The 16,828-nt window shown below is 67.0% G+C and carries 20 protein-coding genes; 9 read left to right on the forward strand and 11 right to left on the reverse strand.

All coding sequences use genetic code 11. The features are described from left to right. Nucleotides 1–67: 67 nt before the first annotated feature. Nucleotides 68–1,735, reverse strand: coding sequence for a thermosome subunit beta (gene thsB, locus BMX07_RS15885; RefSeq protein WP_090619410.1), 1,668 nt, complete (start codon nucleotides 1,733–1,735; stop codon nucleotides 68–70). Nucleotides 1,736–2,175: 440 nt separating this feature from the next. Here thsB and BMX07_RS15890 point away from each other — a divergent pair, with 440 nt between their 5' ends. Continuing rightward, the gene (locus tag BMX07_RS15890) at nucleotides 2,176–2,940 is read left to right on the forward strand and encodes a hypothetical protein (protein ID WP_090619413.1); all 765 of its coding nucleotides are present in this window, start codon (nucleotides 2,176–2,178) and stop codon (nucleotides 2,938–2,940) included. Nucleotides 2,941–2,979: 39 nt separating this feature from the next. Here the strand turns inward: BMX07_RS15890 and BMX07_RS15895 are convergent, their stop codons facing one another. The 4 genes from BMX07_RS15895 to BMX07_RS15910 form a co-directional block, all read right to left on the reverse strand. After that, complete coding sequence (locus BMX07_RS15895) at nucleotides 2,980–3,312, reverse strand: HalOD1 output domain-containing protein (protein ID WP_090619416.1); 333 nt, start codon at nucleotides 3,310–3,312, stop codon at nucleotides 2,980–2,982. Between the two features lie 212 nt (nucleotides 3,313–3,524). Continuing rightward, nucleotides 3,525–3,848, reverse strand: a complete 324-nt coding sequence (locus BMX07_RS15900) for a DUF7577 domain-containing protein (RefSeq protein WP_090619418.1) — start codon at nucleotides 3,846–3,848, stop codon at nucleotides 3,525–3,527. A gap of 74 nt (nucleotides 3,849–3,922) precedes the next feature. Then, entirely contained in the window at nucleotides 3,923–4,822 is a 900-nt protein-coding gene (locus BMX07_RS15905; protein WP_090619421.1) for an acyltransferase, read from the reverse strand. Between the two features lie 76 nt (nucleotides 4,823–4,898). Then, on the reverse strand, nucleotides 4,899–5,114 hold the full coding sequence (locus BMX07_RS15910; RefSeq protein ID WP_090619423.1) for a hypothetical protein: 216 nt from the start codon (nucleotides 5,112–5,114) through the stop codon (nucleotides 4,899–4,901). Nucleotides 5,115–5,525: 411 nt separating this feature from the next. Between BMX07_RS15910 and BMX07_RS15915 the strand changes: the two genes are divergently transcribed. Next, the gene (locus tag BMX07_RS15915; RefSeq protein ID WP_090619425.1) at nucleotides 5,526–6,581 is read left to right on the forward strand and encodes an aldo/keto reductase; all 1,056 of its coding nucleotides are present in this window, start codon (nucleotides 5,526–5,528) and stop codon (nucleotides 6,579–6,581) included. A gap of 35 nt (nucleotides 6,582–6,616) precedes the next feature. Here BMX07_RS15915 and BMX07_RS15920 read toward each other — a convergent pair whose 3' ends face one another. Then, a complete protein-coding gene (locus tag BMX07_RS15920; protein ID WP_090619427.1) occupies nucleotides 6,617–6,886 on the reverse strand; it encodes a hypothetical protein in 270 nt (89 codons plus the stop codon). Nucleotides 6,887–7,073: 187 nt separating this feature from the next. On the opposite strand from BMX07_RS15920, the gene BMX07_RS24575 reads away from it, so the two are divergent. From BMX07_RS24575 to BMX07_RS15940, 4 genes are all read left to right on the forward strand, one after another. After that, complete coding sequence (locus BMX07_RS24575) at nucleotides 7,074–7,313, forward strand: hypothetical protein (RefSeq protein ID WP_090619429.1); 240 nt, start codon at nucleotides 7,074–7,076, stop codon at nucleotides 7,311–7,313. Nucleotides 7,314–7,389: 76 nt separating this feature from the next. Continuing rightward, nucleotides 7,390–7,524, forward strand: a complete 135-nt coding sequence (locus BMX07_RS15930) for a DUF7560 family zinc ribbon protein (protein ID WP_090619432.1) — start codon at nucleotides 7,390–7,392, stop codon at nucleotides 7,522–7,524. 258 nt (nucleotides 7,525–7,782) lie between these two features. Further along, complete coding sequence (locus BMX07_RS15935) at nucleotides 7,783–8,238, forward strand: NUDIX hydrolase (RefSeq protein ID WP_090619434.1); 456 nt, start codon at nucleotides 7,783–7,785, stop codon at nucleotides 8,236–8,238. 73 nt (nucleotides 8,239–8,311) lie between these two features. After that, nucleotides 8,312–8,569 (forward strand): hypothetical protein, encoded by a 258-nt coding sequence (locus BMX07_RS15940; protein ID WP_090619437.1) that lies wholly within the window; start codon nucleotides 8,312–8,314, stop codon nucleotides 8,567–8,569. A 108-nt stretch (nucleotides 8,570–8,677) separates the two neighbouring features. On the opposite strand, the gene BMX07_RS15945 is transcribed toward BMX07_RS15940, so the two are convergent. After that, nucleotides 8,678–10,123 carry a ribonuclease FAU-1 family protein gene (locus BMX07_RS15945; protein ID WP_090619438.1) on the reverse strand — a complete coding sequence of 482 codons (1,446 nt, stop codon included), beginning with the start codon at nucleotides 10,121–10,123 and terminating at the stop codon, nucleotides 8,678–8,680. Between the two features lie 82 nt (nucleotides 10,124–10,205). Next, nucleotides 10,206–10,583: a DUF7532 family protein gene (locus tag BMX07_RS15950; protein WP_090619958.1), complete on the reverse strand. Its 378-nt coding sequence runs from the start codon at nucleotides 10,581–10,583 to the stop codon at nucleotides 10,206–10,208. Between the two features lie 151 nt (nucleotides 10,584–10,734). On the opposite strand from BMX07_RS15950, the gene panB reads away from it, so the two are divergent. Together panB and BMX07_RS15960 are read left to right on the forward strand one after the other, a co-directional pair. Beyond that, nucleotides 10,735–11,562 carry a 3-methyl-2-oxobutanoate hydroxymethyltransferase gene (gene panB, locus BMX07_RS15955; protein WP_090619439.1) on the forward strand — a complete coding sequence of 276 codons (828 nt, stop codon included), beginning with the start codon at nucleotides 10,735–10,737 and terminating at the stop codon, nucleotides 11,560–11,562. Between the two features lie 108 nt (nucleotides 11,563–11,670). Then, complete coding sequence (locus tag BMX07_RS15960) at nucleotides 11,671–12,693, forward strand: PrsW family intramembrane metalloprotease (protein ID WP_090619441.1); 1,023 nt, start codon at nucleotides 11,671–11,673, stop codon at nucleotides 12,691–12,693. A gap of 7 nt (nucleotides 12,694–12,700) precedes the next feature. Here BMX07_RS15960 and BMX07_RS15965 read toward each other — a convergent pair whose 3' ends face one another. Next, nucleotides 12,701–13,306: a riboflavin synthase gene (locus BMX07_RS15965; RefSeq protein ID WP_090619444.1), complete on the reverse strand. Its 606-nt coding sequence runs from the start codon at nucleotides 13,304–13,306 to the stop codon at nucleotides 12,701–12,703. 136 nt (nucleotides 13,307–13,442) lie between these two features. Here BMX07_RS15965 and BMX07_RS15970 point away from each other — a divergent pair, with 136 nt between their 5' ends. Further along, nucleotides 13,443–13,697: a DUF7533 family protein gene (locus BMX07_RS15970; protein ID WP_090619446.1), complete on the forward strand. Its 255-nt coding sequence runs from the start codon at nucleotides 13,443–13,445 to the stop codon at nucleotides 13,695–13,697. 38 nt (nucleotides 13,698–13,735) lie between these two features. On the opposite strand, the gene BMX07_RS15975 is transcribed toward BMX07_RS15970, so the two are convergent. Together BMX07_RS15975 and BMX07_RS15980 are read right to left on the reverse strand one after the other, a co-directional pair. Further along, complete coding sequence (locus BMX07_RS15975) at nucleotides 13,736–14,920, reverse strand: M24 family metallopeptidase (protein WP_090619448.1); 1,185 nt, start codon at nucleotides 14,918–14,920, stop codon at nucleotides 13,736–13,738. Further along, nucleotides 14,917–16,794: a UvrD-helicase domain-containing protein gene (locus BMX07_RS15980; RefSeq protein WP_090619453.1), complete on the reverse strand. Its 1,878-nt coding sequence runs from the start codon at nucleotides 16,792–16,794 to the stop codon at nucleotides 14,917–14,919. Before BMX07_RS15980 ends, BMX07_RS15975 begins: the two co-directional genes overlap by 4 nt. Nucleotides 16,795–16,828: the final 34 nt, after the last annotated feature.

Consider the following 16,828-nt stretch of genomic DNA (forward strand, 5'->3'; position numbering starts at 1 on the left):
GAGGAGTGCTTTTATCCTAAATTTTGCCGAGGGCCGCCTTCAGCGGCCCGTAGAGCAAAATTTAGGTTCACATCATGCCGCCCATGCCGCCGCCCATGCCGCCCATGCCGCCGGCACCGCCGGGGCCGCCGGCCTCGTCGTCGCCCTTGTCGGTCGACAGGTCACCGGCGGAGATGATGTCGTCGATTTTGAGCACGAGGTTAGCCGCTTCGGCGGCGGAGGTGACGGCCTGCTCCTTGGCGTGGGCCGGTTCGACGACGCCAGCCTCGAAGGTGTCCTCGACGTCGCCCGAGAAGACGTTCAGGCCGGCCTCGACGTCGCCGTCGTCGTGGGCCGCACGCAGGTCGACCAGCGTGTCGATCGAATCGAGGCCCGCGTTCTCGGCGAGGACGCGCGGAACGAGCTCGAGCGAGTCGGCGAAGGACTCGACGGCCAGCTGCTCGCGGCCGGAGACGGAGTCGGCGTAGTCGCGCAGGCGCGAGGCGAGTTCGACTTCGATCGCGCCGCCGCCCGCGAGGACGCGGCCGTCGGAGACGGTCTGGGCGACCACGTCGAGCGCGTCGTTGACGCCGCGCTCGAGTTCGTCGACGACGTGGTCGGTCGAGCCGCGAAGCAGGAGGGTGACGCCGTGGGCGTCCTCGCCCTCGACGTAGAACAGCTCGTCCGCGTCGTCGCGCGTGACGTCACCGAAGCCGAGGTCGTCCTCGGTCGCGCTCTCGAGGTCGGAGACGATGTTCGCGCTGACGACCTCCTTGAGGAACTCGAGGTCGGACTTCTTGGCGCGGCGCACCGCGAGGATGCCTTCCTTGGCGAGGTAGTGCTGGGCGAGGTCGTCGATGCCCTTCTGGCAGAAGACGACGTCCGCGCCGATGTCGGCGATGTGGTCGACCTTCTCGCGGAGCTGCTTCTCCTCGCGGTCGAGGAACTTCTGGAGCTGGTCGGGGTCGGTGACGGAGACTTCGGTGTCGACGTCGGTCTCCTCGACCTCGATGGCCTCGTTGAGCAGCAGGATGTCGGCGTCCGTCGCCTCGGTGGGCATGTTGTCGTGGACGGGGTCCTTGTCCACGATGCCGCCCTCGAGGAGTTCGGACTCGCCGGCGCTGCGGCCGGTCTGGGTCTCGATGTTGAGGAACTCGAGGTCGACGACGTTGTCGCCGTTCTCGTCTTCGACGGTGACCTGGCGGATGGCCTCGACGATCAGCTGGGAGAGGTGCTCCTTGTTGACCTCGGTACCCTTGCCGGTCATCGAGGTCTCGGCCGTTTTGCGCAGCAGCTCCTCGTCGTCGGTGTCGATGTCGGTCGCGATGTCGTCGATCTCCTCGCGAGCACGCTCGCTGGCGAGGTGGAAGCCCTTGATGATCGCCGTCGGGTGGATGTCCTGCTCGAGGAGGTCCTCGGCGTTCTTGAGGAGTTCGCCGGCGATCGCGACGGCCGTCGTGGTGCCGTCGCCAGCCTCGTCCTCCTGGGTTTCGGCGACCTCGATGATCATCTCGGCCGTCGGGTTGTCGATGTCCATCTCCTTGAGGATGGTGACGCCGTCGTTGGTGATCGTCACCGATCCCATGGAGTCGACGAGCATCTTGTCCATCCCTTTCGGTCCGAGCGTGGACTGGACCGCTTCAGCGACCGCACGGGCGGCGCTGATGTTGTAGTCCTGCGCGTCCTTGTCCTTGACGCGCTGGGAGTCCTCGCTCATTACGATCATCGGCTGGCCCTGCTGCATTCGCTGACTCATAGTCGAGCGGATGATTGATTGTGATTCTACATAAAACTTTCTCAATCCCGTCGGCGTTCGGTTCCGTCGGGACGGGCAATCCAACGGGAAAAACCACCGCAATGCGCGGCGGTCACGGCGGTTTCCCACGAACGAATTCGATCGTCAATCGTTCTCAGTCGGTTGAGGATACGTTGCTTTTATATTGATCGGTAGTGAGCCCGGTCGCTTCGAGACGACCGGCCGATCACGTCGGTCGCGGCCGGTGGACGCTCGAGCCGAGGGGCACTCCGCGAGCGCCGATGACAGCCGAGAGCCGACCGCGATCGGGACGGAAACCGGTTATTTGCTCGCGTGAAACGGTTCGATCCGGCCGGCGACGAGCCCCGAGATCGTTGACTCGAACCCGAGTCAACACAACAGAAGGGTTATGCCGGTAGTCACGTATTACCACTCGAGCAATGGACGAGTCCCCGTCCTTTCCCGAATCGTTCGACGACCCCCGGATCAGTTCGCAGTTCTGCCGTCGGCTCTCCGCGTCGACCGGCGACCTCGTCCTCCTCGGGGTCGTCCACGACCACCCCGCCAGCGTCGCCCGCGTCGAACGGGTGCTCGAGCGCGTCGACCCGGACACGCTCGCACTCGAATTACCGCACGTCGCGGTGGCGCTGTACCGCGTCTACGCACGCGACGGTTCCGTCGACGATCCGACGCCGCCGCGATACGGCGGCGAGATGAGCGCGGCGATCCGCGCCGCCCCCGACGCCGATCCCATCGGGATCGACGCACCGAACTGGTCGTTCCTCCGGCGACTCGCTGGGCGACTGGTTGCCGACCGCGTCTCGCCCGGAACGGCCCGGCGCGTGCTCTCGAGCGTCAGCGGCGCGACCCGTGAGGCGCTGGCCTGCCGGGTCGCCGCGACGCTAACCCACGCGACGTCGATGACCGTCGTCCCCGGCGATCGGGTCGAGTACGACTGCGATCCCGACGATTCGCCGGAGCGACAGGCCGCACACGAGCGCTCGCACGTCGCCGGCGTCCAGGCGCTGCTGGGCAGCGTCGACACGGACGGGAGCGCGCTATCCTATCGCGACGAGACGCGCGAGCGGTGTATGATCGATCGGCTCGAGGAACTCCGATCGGAGCCCGGCGACGTCGTCGCCGTCGTCGGCGTCGACCACCTCGATCGACTGGCGACGGATCTCTCGACGTCGGACGGGAAATGATGGACGGCGGCTCTGTTCGAACCGGTTCTCCGGTGCGATTTATCGACTGTGACCTCGATAGCCACGCGCGGGCGGTTCGATCAAAATCTCGCCGTCACCCCGGACCGTTACGGTGTGGCCGTTGACGACGAACGAGAGCGTGCCGCCGGTTCGGGGAGTGCCGTCGTGGCGCGGTCGAAACAGGTCGTCCAGCGCATCCGGGTCGACGGTGTCGTACAGCGAGACGCGGCTGTCGGTCACGTCGACGCCCATACAGTCGGCCAGCGCGTGGATCACGGTCGTGCTGAGCGTCGCCGGTCCGTCGGGGTCGTGGGTGGCGCGGTACAGGGCTGGAGAGCGAGACTGCGAGGCGTGGGGCGGGGATCCGTTCATAACTGTTCGTCCTCTCCTACTCTCTGTTTGAAGACTAAAAGCGTAATCGTTCGTTACTGCCACGACCCGTTAGACCGAACGAATATCAGTGGTCACTCGTGGAGACAATCAACGAATCGATCACGAATCGTGGCGGGTCCGCCGCTTCTCGGTGGTCCGAATCGAGGCGTTGAGCACGCCAGGATCACTCGGTGCGTCTCGTTCCCGAGCCGTTACTGTCGGAGTCCGGAGACACAGTTCCAGCAGTACGTGAACGTCTGGTCGCCCTCGTTTCGCGCTCCGCAGTGGGGGCACCGGATCGTCTCGCCGTCGAACTCGCGGTCCTCGTCCGCCCGGTCGGCGTCGCCGATATCGTCGGTGGCGCGGGGGTAGCGATCCGGGCCGGGCGAGGACCGCATGCTCGCGCGGTTCGGATCGGCGAGCGACGGCGCGCGCTCGCTGTCGCCGTCGTCACGACGGGCGTACAGGTAGTACAGTAACAGGTGCAGAAGGGCGAACAGCGCGACGTAGCCGATGAGCCAGCCCCAGAGCTCCATCACCGTGCTATACGTTCTCGAGGCACTTGGATATTCCCCGATTATCGAGAGACAGAGAATCAGGGCAGTCGGACCTATCGGGGCGGCTGCAGGTCGCGCTCGAACTCGTCGAAGACGTCGAGGTCGTCGGCGAGATCGTACTCGAGGTGGCGCTGCTCCTGGCGGTTGACGCCGGCCTCCTCGATCGGGGTCGCGACGTCCTCCCAGCCGGGCTTGATCTTGACGCTCTGGGCGGGCATCCCGACGGCGATGTGATGGGCGGGGATGTCGTGCTGGACGACGCCGCGCGCGCCGACAATGGCGTTCTCGCCGACCTTGTTACCCGCGCGGACCATCGAGTCGTAGGTGAGGCGCACGTCGTCTTCGACGATCGTGTGGTAGTTGCGCACCTCGGTCTGGTCGACGACGTCGTGGTCGTGGCTGTAAACGTGGACGCCGTCGGAGACGGAGACTCGATCGCCGATCGTCAGTTTTCCGCGGTCGTCGAGGTGGACGTCGTCGTGGACGACGGTGTTGTCCCCGATCGAGATGTTGTGTCCGTAAGTGAACGAGATCCCCTTGAAGAACCGACAGCCGTCGCCGCACTCCTCGAACAGGTGGCCGGCGAGCATCCGGCGGAAGCGCAGCGCGAACTCGACGTTGTCCGCGATCGGCAGGCTGTCGAACTGCCGCCAGAGCCACTGGAGGTGTTTCGAGCGACGGAACGTCGCCTCGTCCTTCTCGGCGTAGTATTCGCTCTCGAGGGTCGTATTGCAGGGATCGTAGCTCTGCAGGCGAACGCGCTCGGCCGGGGAGACCGCCTCGCCGGCCTGCCAGCGTTCGTAGGCTTCCCGGTCGCCCGAGAGATCGATCAGGACATCCTCGACGACCGAGCAGGTATCCTCGTCGCTCGAGAGACGGCGGTCAACCTCGTCGATGAACTCACGCATCCCCGCTTCCGCCTCGTCGGGGAGCGAGACGTACCGCTTTGTCATACCCCGAGGTATTGCCCGCCGAGTTGATAGGGGTTCGGTTGTACCGCGGCGATTGCCGGACCCGCTGGCGCGCGTGTCACCGCGAACCGCGGTCGGACTGCCAGCTGGAGAGGAGCAGCGCGGGCAGTACGAGCGCACCGATCACCAGCACGGCCCCGATCACCACGGCGCCGATCGTGACGCGATCCCCCGGAACCTCGAGAAACCACGCGGCGAGGACGCCGATCGGAACGATGGCGAGGAGGACCGCGAGAAGGAGCCTGCTGGGGTGCCAGGTTCGGCCGTCGTCCATACCGACACGTGTCAGCCGGACCCCAAGAGCAATTCGACTTGCATTTTCGTTTTACAACCATCCTATGTGTATATAATACATCCCGATATATGATAAAATTTATGTTAGTTACGGAAGCCGTCGTGACTAATTGGCGATGTTAATCAGTACGGAGTAACAGTCATCCGGCGGGATCAGCTCGGAACGCTACCCACGACCGTCTCACCGCTTCGAGGAGTAGCGGCGGAACGAGCGTCGCACGACGCCGAGTGCCGCACGCGGCGGGCGGTCGGCGGAGTACAGTGACGATCGACTCGACTACCTCGAGAACGGAACCGAGAGGAACGGAGATGCGTGGAATCCCGAACCCGTTCGGATCGGTCGCTCGAGCGTTCCGCACGCCATAAGTTTCCCCGCTACGAAGGGTCGTGCATGCAACACAGAACGCTCGGCGACTCCGGAGTCGAGGTCAGCGAGGTCGGCTTCGGCGCGTGGGTCGTCGGTACCGACTGGTGGGGCGACCGCTCGGAGGACGACGCGATCGAGATGGTTCAGTACGCCGTCGACCAGGGGATCACCTACTTCGACACGGGCGACGTCTACGGCCACGGCCGCAGCGAGGAACTGCTCGGGCAGGCGTTGGCCGAGGTCCGCGACGAGGTCACCGTCGCCACCAAGGTCGGCTACGACTTCTACGACAATCCGCAGGCCGGCCACGGAGAACTCCCCAAGGAGATGGAGCCGGACTACCTTCGGGACGCCGTCGAGGAGAGCTTAGAGCGCCTCGAGCTGGACTCGGTCGACGTCCTCCAGCTCCACAACGCCGACGTCGACGAGATCACGCCCGACGTGCTCGAGCTGCTCGACGAGCTCGAGGAGGAGGGGACGATCGACGCCACCGGCCTCGCGCTCGGCCCCTCGATCGGCTGGCTCGCCGAGGGCGACCTCGCCATCGAGGAGGAGTTCGACTCCGTCCAGCTCGTCTGGAACGTACTCGAGCAGGAGGTCGGCAACCACTTCCTCGAGACGATCGAACGAACGGGCTCGTCGACGAGTCTGATCCCCCGCGTGCCCCACTCCTCGGGCATCCTCAACGAACAGGTCACGCCCGACACCGAACTCGGCGAGGGCGACCACCGCGGCTTCCGCCCCGACGAGTGGTACGAGACCGGCTGGGAGAAACTCGAGGCGCTGCGCTTCCTCGAACGGGACGGCGAGCGCACGATGGGCCAGGCGTCGATCGCGTGGCTGCTCGCTCACGACCCCGTCGCGACCGTGACGCCGACTTTCCGCACGAAAGCCGACATCGACGAGTGGGCCGCCGCCAGCGACGTGCCGACGCTCACCGACGAGGAGCTGACCCGCGTCGCGGAACTGTCCGAGAACGACTTCGACATCGACCGCGACGACGGGATGGACTCGCTTCGTTCGTCGGTCGACGGCGCGGACATCGAATCCGCCGGGCTGGACAAGCTCGCAGCCGACTGATCGGACCGCGACTCGAGCCGCGGCCGCCGGCCGCCTCACTCGGCGTCGGTCTCGGTAAGCCTGAACTCGAACTCCAGTCTGCCCTCCGTCTTCACGTTCACGCCGCCGAGCCGGTCCGAGAGCTGCTCTCGCGCTCGAGAGCTCGGTTCGGCGGTGACCGAGACGCTGTTGCTGTTGGCGTTGTACGTGATGTTGCCGACCGCGATGTCGAACTCGAAGAACTCCGGGATCTCCGCTCTGAGTTGCGATCGCACGTCGCCGACGTCCGACCGAACGTCGGCCATCTCTTCGTTTAACGTGCCCATCTCCAGTGGTTGACGGGTGCACGGCTTAACCGTTGAGCATGAACTGTACGGCGTCGGGCGGTCTCGAGACGACGGCTCGCGGTCCGGGACGCCGTGGCGAACGACGGACCCATCCGCTCACGCCGGCATTCGAAGCGCATAGAGGATCGTCAACAGCCCCGACACCTGACTGAGCTGACCGAGAACGGTGACAGAGGAAGGGGAGCAGCACGTAGAGCACGACCAGCAGAAACGACCAGCAGGACGGGGATCGCGGGCGCTCGGGTCCCGACTCGAGGGGGGCGGCGCGTTCGACCGAAACCGCGGCTCCGACGAACTGTCCGTCGTCGCGACGCTCGCACTGCTTGTGGTTGCACAGGTCGCGTTCGTCGCCGCGAACCTCCTGTGGGTGCCGTTCTCGATACCTCTCGAGGGGGCCCGTATATAGGCCCCTCTATATCTGGGTCGTCTCCCTATCCCGGACGAGAACGACGATCTAGCCGGAGACCGCACCAACCAGACCCATGATACCGTACGAATTCACCTGCCCGGACTGTCGCCGAGAGATTCCGGTGACCGATCCAATGCGCGAGGCGACGCTGGCGAACGGCTGTCCCCTCTGCGGACGGTCGGTGGCCAAAGACCATTTCGCGACCTGACGCCGCCGACTCGGCGCTCGCGACTCGCGTCGACCAGCACGGAAACGGTGTCGGCGTCCGCCGCCTCCCCACCCGCCGACGGAGACGACCGTCGCAGACGCCGACCCGGCCGTTCCCGTCGACCGACGCGCGACCGCTTCGTCCGACGGCTGGAGTCACCGCTTCGGCGGCGACTGCACCGGTCCGCTAGGTTCCTTAAGGAGATTGAATGCACTCCATGATAGGTATTTACGTTGGAACGATGTGATCTCTCGTATCATGACCACCGTCACGTACGTCCAGAAAGCGTGCGCCTACATCACCCGCCGGACGGGCGAGTTGCTGGTCTTCGAGGGGCCGGGCCACGACGGACTGCAGGTTCCGAAGGGGACCCTCGAGTCCGGCGAATCGCCGCGAGAGGCGCTGTTCAGGGAAGTGCTCGAGGAGAGTGGGCTGGGAGCGTTGAGCGGAACGCGGCACCTGACGACCGACGTCTGGACGCGGCGCGAGGAGCCACCGAAACGGTACGTGCGACACTTCTTCCACGCGACCGTGCACGAACCTCGCGACCGGTGGACACACACTGTCACCGACGGCGGTGGCGAACACGGCTCCGAATTCGAGTTCCGCTGGGTTCGTCCGACGACCGCGCGGGAGTTCGCGCTCGACCTCGACGAGTACGTCGGCCTGCTTCCGACGACCGGTGCCGACGCAGCCGTGAACGCCTCGGATTGAGCCCGCGACCGGCGACGCGACGACTCCGACCGGCAGCCAGAAGAGCTATATCGATTTCGTCGTGTTCCCGGGTATGACCCTCCATCGTCGGCAGTATCTCAGCGTCACTGCGGAGGCACTCCACCCCGGAACGACCGTTCGCTACACCTACCGGACCGGCAGCTCGCTGGCCACCGTCGTCGAGCGAACCGACCGCCTCGTCACGTTCGTCGGCGAGGACTGCGACGGGACGTTCACGAACGGACAGATCGACCGCCTGTTCGCGGACGGCCGGCTCGAGATCGTCCTCGACGACGAGAGTCACACGCCGGACGACGAGCGATCGGACTAAGACCGCAGTCGCCACCACTCGTCGATCCGGTCACCGCTGCTCGACTACCGTTTCCAGCGACGGAGACGGTCTGAAATTACTGCGTCCAGCTACAGATGCGGCCTGGACTCACTTCGAGAGTGCGCGCTCGACGGCGTCCGCCACGGTCATCGCCTTCTCGGACAGCGTCTCGGAGACCAGTCCGTCGTCGACGGCCGCCTCGAGTTCGTCCGCATCGACGATCTCGACCGTGCCGTCGCCCTGCCGGATCACGTCGACGTAGAGGTCGACGTACCGAACGGTATCCGGGAACAGTTCGACCGGCGTACAGACGTTGACGTAGGTCCCCTTCGACGAGCCGTCGGCCGCCTTGTACGTCGTCGGATACCACCACCGCCCCTCGCGGAACTTCGTCACGGCCACGTCGCCGGCCTCCTTGGGCGCGCCGAGCGCGTCGTAGCTGCCGCCGCCGCTCATGGCGCGCTCGAGGGTCACCTTCCCCTCGGGGTCCCAGTCAGTGACCTCGCCCCGCCCCAGCGAGACGAGTCGGCCGTCGGGTTTGCCGTGGCCGATCTCGAGGCGGTCGCCCTCCGTCGGACCGAACTGACGAGCGACCGCGGCGAAGGGGAACTCGCCGGCGTCGTCGCCACCGCTCCCGTCGCCGGTTCCGGCCGACCCGCAGACGGCCTCCGCGAAGTCGACCGCCGCGCTCGCGGCCCGGTCGGCCGCCTTCGTCCGGTGGTGACCCGGCATCGTCGTCTCGACACGCCGTCGAACCCCGTCCAGCGCGAACCGGGACTCGCGACCGAACCAGAGCCACTCGGTCCGCCGCGGTGCGGCGAGGAGTCCCGGCTCGCCGGGGTCGTCCGGCGCGTCGGCGAGGGCGTCCTCGAGCGCCCGCGCTCGGCCCGCGGCGTCCTCGAGGGCGGTGCCCATCGCCTCGAGGCCGGCGTCGGCGGCTGCGTGCTGCCAGCGGAGTCCCCATCCGTCGGGCACCTCGACGGTGAGGAGGTCGGTCATCCCGACGAGTTCCGCGGCGCGCTCGCCGCGCAGCGCCGCGGAGACGCCGGTCCGATCCCGCGAGAGCGTACAGAGCCCGCCCTCGACCTCGAGGGTCGGCCGGACGAGCGGCCGGTCGTCGTCCCACGGCGGCGCGGGCTCGTGGACCTGCACCCGGTACCGGTTGCCGGCGTCGACGTAGCCGTCGGCGTCGTCGTACTGCAGAAAGCCCCGGCGACCGTCGCCGAGGTCGACGACCGCGCCGCTGCCGCCGGCCTCGAGCACCTCCCCGTCGAAGACCGCGCCGCTGGCGGCGTCGCCCTCCCAGCGGAAGGCATCGATCGCGAGCGTCTCGAGTTCGTTCGCGAGCGTCTCGACCGCCTCGGGCACGCCCGAAAGCTCGACGCCCTGTCGATCGCGGCTCGTCTCGATCGAAACGTCGGCCGGCGCGGCGTCGAAGGACCGATCGAAGCGGTCCCGGATTGGCTCCGAGGCCTGCACGACCTCGCAATCGATCTCGCTCAGTAACTGCGTGACGGCCGTCGTGTAGATGCCGCGGACGCGAGCCGTCGTCATCGCCGGCCCTCGCTGAGACGGTGCGGGGGTCGCCGTCGTGGATCGCTCGAGCGCGATCCGAGCCCTGCCTCGCACACGGCGATCACCGGAGGGTCTCGCGGTCGGCTGCGAACCGCACGCGGTCGTTGATCGTCGGTCCGAGGGTCAGTTCGACGTACGCCTCGTCCAGGATGCGCCCGTCCTCGACGGAGACGCCCCAGGTCTCGAACCGGAGCCAGCCACGCATCTCGTCGGCGTGGGTCGTCAGATCGGCGTAGTCGACGTCGTGTTCGGGGTACTCGTCGCTCGAGTGGGCCAGGTTCATATCGGAGTAGACGGTGTCGTGCTCGGCGAAGAATTCCTCGAGCGCCGCCGCGTCGTCCGCGACGGCCGCGACGACCGCCTCGGAGGCGGCCCGGAGATCGTCGGTCTCGAGGCCGACATCGCGGAGCGCGCGCTGGGTTCGCTGGTCGAAGTGCATACGCGCCGGTTGGGCCGGGAGGCCTTTGATAATTCCGAGTCCGAGCAGCCACCGGGTCGGGACGGCGGACCCGAGTCGAGTGTCGCGGTGCTCGTCCCGACCTCGGCGTCGCCCCATCAGTTTGAACTGGTCCCGGCACGCGGCAGGTACTATGGCGCGAACGACGATTCCGGACCTCCACGAGGCGTACCGCGACGGGGAGCCGCTCACGATGCTGACCGCGTACGACGCGCCGATCGCCCGACAGGTCGATCGCGGCGGCGTCGATATGATTCTGGTCGGGGACACGGCTGGCGACAATCACCTCGGATACGACGATACGATTCCGGTCACGATGGCGGAGGCGCTGTCGAACACCGCGGCGGTCGACCGCGCCGTCACGGACGCGATGGTCATCGGCGACATGCCGTTCGGCAGCTACGGCCAGTCGATGGAGACCTCCGTCGACAACGCCGTTCGGTTTCTGCAGGAAGCCGGCGCCGACGCGGTGAAACTCGAGACGGCACCCAACGGCGAGACGACGATCGAGATCATCGATCGGTTGACCGAACTCGGGATTCCGGTCCAGGGACACATCGGGCTGACGCCACAGCGGATGAACCAGATCGGCGGCGGGTACGTCCAGGGTCGGAACCACTCGAGTTCGGCGGCCACGGACGCGCTCGTCGAAACTGCCGAGCGACTGGAGGAGGCCGGCGTATTTGCGGTCGTTCTCGAGACGGTGACGGAGGAAACCGGAAAGGCCGTCACCGAGGCGATCGACGTCCCGACCATCGGGATCGGTGCCGGGCGATACGTCGACGGACAGGTGCTCGTGATCACCGACCTGCTGGGGCTGGGCAGCGAATCGTTCGCGCTCTCGAAGCAGTACGCCGATCTCGACTCGACGATCAGCACCGCCGTCGAGGAGTACGTTTCCGACGTCGCGGAGGGAGCGTTCCCGGCCGAGGAGAACGTCTACGACTCGCTCGAGGAGTGACGCCGAACCGTCGACCCGGCGGTCGCCCTGCGCCCGTTCGCGCGATCGTCTCGTCCTCGCGTCGCCGGTTGCCGAACCTATACCGGGCGGGCGCACGTACACGCGGCCATGCAGCGAAGGCGCGACCCGGTCGAACGAGCCGACGAGCGGACCGGCGACGGGTCGAGAGACCTCTACGATGTCTCGACGTGGGAACCGCGATCGATCGTCGATCTGCTCGCGTACAGCCTCTACAACGCGGTCAGTTACGGCTTTCGGGCGCTGATCCTGTTGATCACGATCGCGATCACCCTCTCCCTGCTCGTCTCGCCGGCCGCGCTCGTCCTCGAGGATCCGTTCCTCGGCGTCTTCTTCGCGCTCTCGGTCGTCCCGGCGGGCCTGCTCGCGGCCTACATCTGGTACGCCGATATCACGACGAGCGAGCCGCTCCCGTTGCTCGTCGCGACCTTCCTGCTGGCGATCCTGTTCGCGACGTTCGCCGCGGTGGTCAACTCCATCACCCAGCCGCTGTTCGGGGCCGGATTCGTCGGGAGCCTCCTCTTTTTTTACCTGATCGTCGGCCCGGTCGAGGAGACCGTGAAACTGCTCGCCGTCCGGGTGTTCGCCTACCGCAGCACCAGCTTCAACGCGGTCATCGACGGCGCGGTCTACGGTGCCGTCGCGGGGCTCGGCTTCGCGGCCATCGAGAACGCGATCTACATCGGTCGCGTCGTCGGCGAGGCGGACCCCGAGGCGGGCCTGCTCGTCACCGCGAGCGGGATCGCGACGGTCCGGGCGCTGGCCGGCCCCGGTCACGTCATCTATTCGGCGATCGCGGGCTACTACCTCGGACTGGCGAAGTTCAACCGCGACCACGCCGGACCGATCGTCCTCAAGGGGTTGCTGGTCGCCGCGTTCGTCCACGGGACGTACAACGTCACGGTCGGGTTCGTCCCCGGGGTTCTCACGGCCGTCCTCCCGCTCGGGTACGGTATCGCGTTCGTCGGATACGTGATCGTCTACGACGCCGCGATCGCCTACTATCTCTACCGCAAACTCGCTCGCTACCGCCGGACCTACCAGACGGTCACGAGCGACGTCGACGGTGACTCGCGGCCCGAACTGACCGAGTTCGAACCGCCCCAGCGCTGATCGGTCGTCAGTCGAACCGCGCCTCGAGCAGCCGTTCGACGTACTTGGCGAGCACGTCGACCTCGAGGTGGATCGGATCGCCGGGCGCTTTCGCCGAGAGCGTGGTCAGGTCGTAGGTCGTCGGAATAATCGCGACGGTCACGCGGCCGTCCTCGGGATCGAGATCGGCGACGGTCAGGCTGATGCCGTCGAGCGTGATCGACCCTTTCTCGACGACGTAGCGGCCGTACCCCTCGGGCAGTTCGAACTCGAAAAACCAGTCCTCGTCGACGGACTCGATGGCCGAAACCGTCGCGACCGCGTCGACGTGGCCCTGCACGACGTGGCCGTCGAATCGGCCGTCGGCCGGCATGGCGCGCTCGAGATTGACCGTCTCGCCTGCGGCGAGGTCGCCGAGATAGGTCCGGTCGACGGTCTCGGTCGCCAGAAAGACCTCGAACCACTCGCCCGCGGCGTCGTCCTCGACCGTGAGACACGCGCCGCTGACGCTGATGCTCTGCCCGTGCTCGAGGCCGGTCGCGACCTCGTCCGCGGCGATACGCAGGCGAAGCCCGTCGTCGGTCCGCTCCCGCGCGACGATCTCGCCGGTCTCCTCGACGATTCCCGTGAACATACTCCGACATCCCAGTCGACGGATAAAGACATTCCGAACTCGGTATGCGTTCCAGTTCCGTTATGTCCGGGCCTCGAGTCGAACCCGATCACTGCCGGTCGCCGTGTTTTTGACGATCCCGCTGCTACGACACCCCATGGCCGGCATCATCGACACGATCAAACTCGCGGGAACCCTCGTTTTCGCCATCCCCGCCGCGCTCGCCGGACTCGACTTCCTGCTCGTTCGCGGAGAGACGGCCGTCGGCGCGGCCCTGATCGGGCTCGCGATCGGGCTCGTCGTCGTCCAGCACTGGCTGACGATGCCCACGGACATCCCCGAACTCCTCGTCAAACGGGTCGTCGGCACGGTCACGAAAGAGCCGGAGGCCGACCCGGACGACGATCGATAGCGACGACGGTACCGCTCGAGGAGCCGCGATTGCCGCCGTTACTCGAGCACGGCCGCCGGGGGAAGCGAGTGCGACGGGGACGCGAGCCAGTCCGGTCGCTCGCCCTCCCCGTTGACCGCCAGAACGTCGGCGATCCGGATCCAGCGATCGTCCGCGACGCGAGCGGCGACGTCGAGCCGCACCACGGTCCCGGGACCGACGGCCTCACCGCCTTCGAGCGGCCGTTCGCGGGGCTCGAGTCCGACACCGGCGACGTCCGTTTCGATCGCGTCGCCGTCGCCGAACCCGAACGAGCGCACCTCCGCCTCGAGATCGGCCTCGACGGCGGTCACCGACTCCGGGCCGGCGGTCAGCATCGACCGCGCGGAGCGAAACGACTGCGTGACGCCGACGTGGACCCTGCGCTCCCGGCCGCCGTCGCCGTCGACGACGAGCGTCCGGACGAGTCCGCCGTAGTAGCCGGCCGGACCGCGGGGCGCGGCCGCGAGGACGATCGGCTCGCCGGGCCGAAGCGGCTCCGCAGAGTCGGCGCTCGCGTCGGGATCGACGGCGGTGTTGCCGGCCGGAAACGAACCGGCCCCGACGATAGCCTCGTCGACGACGGTCCGGAGGCGAGCGCGCGTCAGGAACGCGGACTCGGACACGGACGCGTCGCCGTCGCTATCGCGCTCGGTAACTGCGAGCCGTCCGTCGACGACCGTCGCGTCCGCCAGCACCGACGCCGCGCGTCGGACCCCGGCGCTCGCCGCCCGCTGGGCGGCCCCGATCTGCGCTCGCTCGCCGGGGGTCTTCGTCGCCCGCGCCCGTTCGAGGACGTCCGTCGAGGCCGGCTCCAACCCCGCCCCCTCGAGATACAGTGCCGCGTCGTGCGGGATTCGAGGCGGCGTCAGAACGGTGCCCTCGCGGCCGCGGTCGGCGAGCGCCGCCGCGAGCCGCGCGGCCGGATGGTCGGTCGCCTCGTCGGCCGCGGACCGCACCAGCCACTCGCCGTCGACGCCGTCGTACGCGACGGCGGTCACTCCGGACGGCGGCGTCGGACTGGCGTACCGAATTCCCGGATCGCGATCGTTCCCAACGTGAACGAACGCGGACGCGTTCCGCGCTGCGAGCCCGTCGGAAACGACGGCGGCTGCGCGGTCGCGACGCTTGCGGACGAAATCAGTGGCAGCGCTCCCGTCGGCTCGAGCCCCGCTCGCGAGGTCGTGGTCGGTCCGACCGGTCACGGCGCTTCGGCTTCGGCCTCGATCTCGTCGCCGTCAGCCGCCTCGGCGGGCTCCTGGGCCTGCTCGATCAGTTCCTCGAGAGGTTGGTCCGTTAGCTCGTTTCTGAGCAGGACGTCGACCGGCAGCGTCGGCGCGCCGTCGACGAGGTTCTCGAGGAGGACGAGCCGTTCGCGGGCCCGAGACATCCCGACGTAGAAGACGCGGCGCTCGTTGTCGGTCAATACCGGAACCGGCGAGGTGGTCTTGGTGAACTCCTCGCAGCCGGGGATGGCCTTGGGGTCGTCGACGGTGGCGACCATCTGCTCGACGACCTTCTCGGTGAGGTCGGTCCCGACGAGGACGTGGTCGGCCTCGCGACCCTTCGCGGAGTGGATCGTGCCGACGCGGACGCGGTCGGTGTCCATCCCCTGATACTCGCCGATCGAGAAGTACGAGCGGACGCTCTTCTTCTGGAAGTTCGTTACCTTCCGGAGCATGTCCGACGCGGACGCGGGGCCCGGCATGAACGGCGCGTGGTCTTCGATGACCTCGGCGGGGATCATGAGTTGCTCGAGGTCGTCGATACCGGCCTCCTCCTGGCGCTCGTCGATCTCGTCGAAGAGGGCGTCGCGCTCGTTGGTCCCGAAGGCCGACTCCTGGAGCATGTCGGCGAGTCGACGGGCCTGCAGCCCGGTGACGTCCTCGCCCTCGTCGATCGCTTCGACCGCGCGGACGTACTGGGTGAGCCGGTCGGTCCACATTCGCTGGTCGGTCAGCGAGGTGAACGGAACCCCTTCGGTGATGAACTCGTCGATGAACTGAAACATCTGGTAGCGAGCCCGGAACAGCACCATGATGGTGCCGTCGCCCTCGACGAGCGTGCGCCGAACCATCCGGACCACGTCGAGCATCGACGCGTTCGTGCGCGCCTCGACGGCACCGCCTTCCTTGCGCGGCTTGAGGTCCTTGTCCTGGCGCTGCTCGATGTGACGGATCTCCTTGTTGACCGCGTTGAGGACGTTCGACGGAAGTCGGTAGGAGTTGGGTAGAATGATGTCCTCGTCGACCTGCTCCTCGAGCAGGAGCGCGGGGTCGGCACCTTGCCAGGAGTAGACGACCTGGTCGTCGTCGCCGGCGATCAGGACCTGCTCCATGTGGGGCTTCCACTCCTCGTAGACGTCGTACTGGAGCGTGGTGATGTCCTGAAACTCGTCGATCACCAGGTAATCGACGCTCGGCAGGAGCGAGCGCTGTTTGACCCGCTCGAGCATGTCGGCGAAGCCGATCTTGCCCTGTTCGCCCTTGTAGGAGCGCCAGGCGCGGATAGCCTCGGGGACGTCGATCCGGTCGTCGTCGCTGGGCCAGGTCGGGGTGTACTTGTTGCCCTCCTGGGCGTTCGGATCGATCTCTGGGGGGAGGCGGACCTCTTCCTCGTCCCACTGGAAGGGGACGTCGTACCAGTCGGAGACGTCGCGGCTGGTCCGCTGGAGCCACTGGCTGGTTGCGATGACCTTGTTTCCGATCGTCGTCGATCGGGCGGTGCGGCGGCCGGCACCCGAATACTCGTCCTCGTACTCGATACCGTACTCCTCACAGAACTCCTCCTTATCGGACTCGCCGATAACGTCGCTTCGGGAGAGATCGAGGAGCTCGTACGCCTTCGCGTGCATCGTACAGACGTTGCCCTGCAGTGCACGCGGGCTCTCGTCGAGTCGGTCGGCGAGGCGTTCGCGAACCTCCTGCGCTGCCGCTCGCGTGTACGAAACGACGAGAATGTCCCGGAAGGTGACGCCGTCCTGTTCGAGAATTTCCTCAACGTGGTCGAGAAGGGCAGTCGTCTTGCCACTCCCCGGACCACCGAACAGGCGAGTAACCGTCGCGTCCGTCGTAGTCATTGTAGCTGTACAGGAGCGCGACACCCATAAGTGA

It is taken from the genome of Natrinema salaciae (assembly GCF_900110865.1).
Taxonomy (GTDB): domain Archaea; phylum Halobacteriota; class Halobacteria; order Halobacteriales; family Natrialbaceae; genus Natrinema; species Natrinema salaciae.

Coding starts and splice junctions, on each gene's coding strand:
- BMX07_RS15915 (WP_090619425.1), top strand. CDS start 5,526: ATGCAACACAGAACGCTCGGCGACTCCGGAGTCGAGGTCAGCGAGGTC.
- BMX07_RS15980 (WP_090619453.1), bottom strand. CDS start 16,794: ATGACTACGACGGACGCGACGGTTACTCGCCTGTTCGGTGGTCCGGGG.
- BMX07_RS15950 (WP_090619958.1), bottom strand. CDS start 10,583: ATGCACTTCGACCAGCGAACCCAGCGCGCGCTCCGCGATGTCGGCCTC.
- BMX07_RS15895 (WP_090619416.1), bottom strand. CDS start 3,312: ATGAACGGATCCCCGCCCCACGCCTCGCAGTCTCGCTCTCCAGCCCTG.
- BMX07_RS15910 (WP_090619423.1), bottom strand. CDS start 5,114: ATGGACGACGGCCGAACCTGGCACCCCAGCAGGCTCCTTCTCGCGGTC.
- BMX07_RS15905 (WP_090619421.1), bottom strand. CDS start 4,822: ATGACAAAGCGGTACGTCTCGCTCCCCGACGAGGCGGAAGCGGGGATG.
- BMX07_RS15940 (WP_090619437.1), top strand. CDS start 8,312: ATGACCCTCCATCGTCGGCAGTATCTCAGCGTCACTGCGGAGGCACTC.
- BMX07_RS15965 (WP_090619444.1), bottom strand. CDS start 13,306: ATGTTCACGGGAATCGTCGAGGAGACCGGCGAGATCGTCGCGCGGGAG.
- BMX07_RS15890 (WP_090619413.1), top strand. CDS start 2,176: ATGGACGAGTCCCCGTCCTTTCCCGAATCGTTCGACGACCCCCGGATC.
- panB (WP_090619439.1), top strand. CDS start 10,735: ATGGCGCGAACGACGATTCCGGACCTCCACGAGGCGTACCGCGACGGG.
- BMX07_RS15945 (WP_090619438.1), bottom strand. CDS start 10,123: ATGACGACGGCTCGCGTCCGCGGCATCTACACGACGGCCGTCACGCAG.
- BMX07_RS15900 (WP_090619418.1), bottom strand. CDS start 3,848: ATGGAGCTCTGGGGCTGGCTCATCGGCTACGTCGCGCTGTTCGCCCTT.
- BMX07_RS15930 (WP_090619432.1), top strand. CDS start 7,390: ATGATACCGTACGAATTCACCTGCCCGGACTGTCGCCGAGAGATTCCG.
- BMX07_RS15960 (WP_090619441.1), top strand. CDS start 11,671: ATGCAGCGAAGGCGCGACCCGGTCGAACGAGCCGACGAGCGGACCGGC.
- BMX07_RS15970 (WP_090619446.1), top strand. CDS start 13,443: ATGGCCGGCATCATCGACACGATCAAACTCGCGGGAACCCTCGTTTTC.
- thsB (WP_090619410.1), bottom strand. CDS start 1,735: ATGAGTCAGCGAATGCAGCAGGGCCAGCCGATGATCGTAATGAGCGAG.
- BMX07_RS15935 (WP_090619434.1), top strand. CDS start 7,783: ATGACCACCGTCACGTACGTCCAGAAAGCGTGCGCCTACATCACCCGC.
- BMX07_RS15920 (WP_090619427.1), bottom strand. CDS start 6,886: ATGGGCACGTTAAACGAAGAGATGGCCGACGTTCGGTCGGACGTCGGC.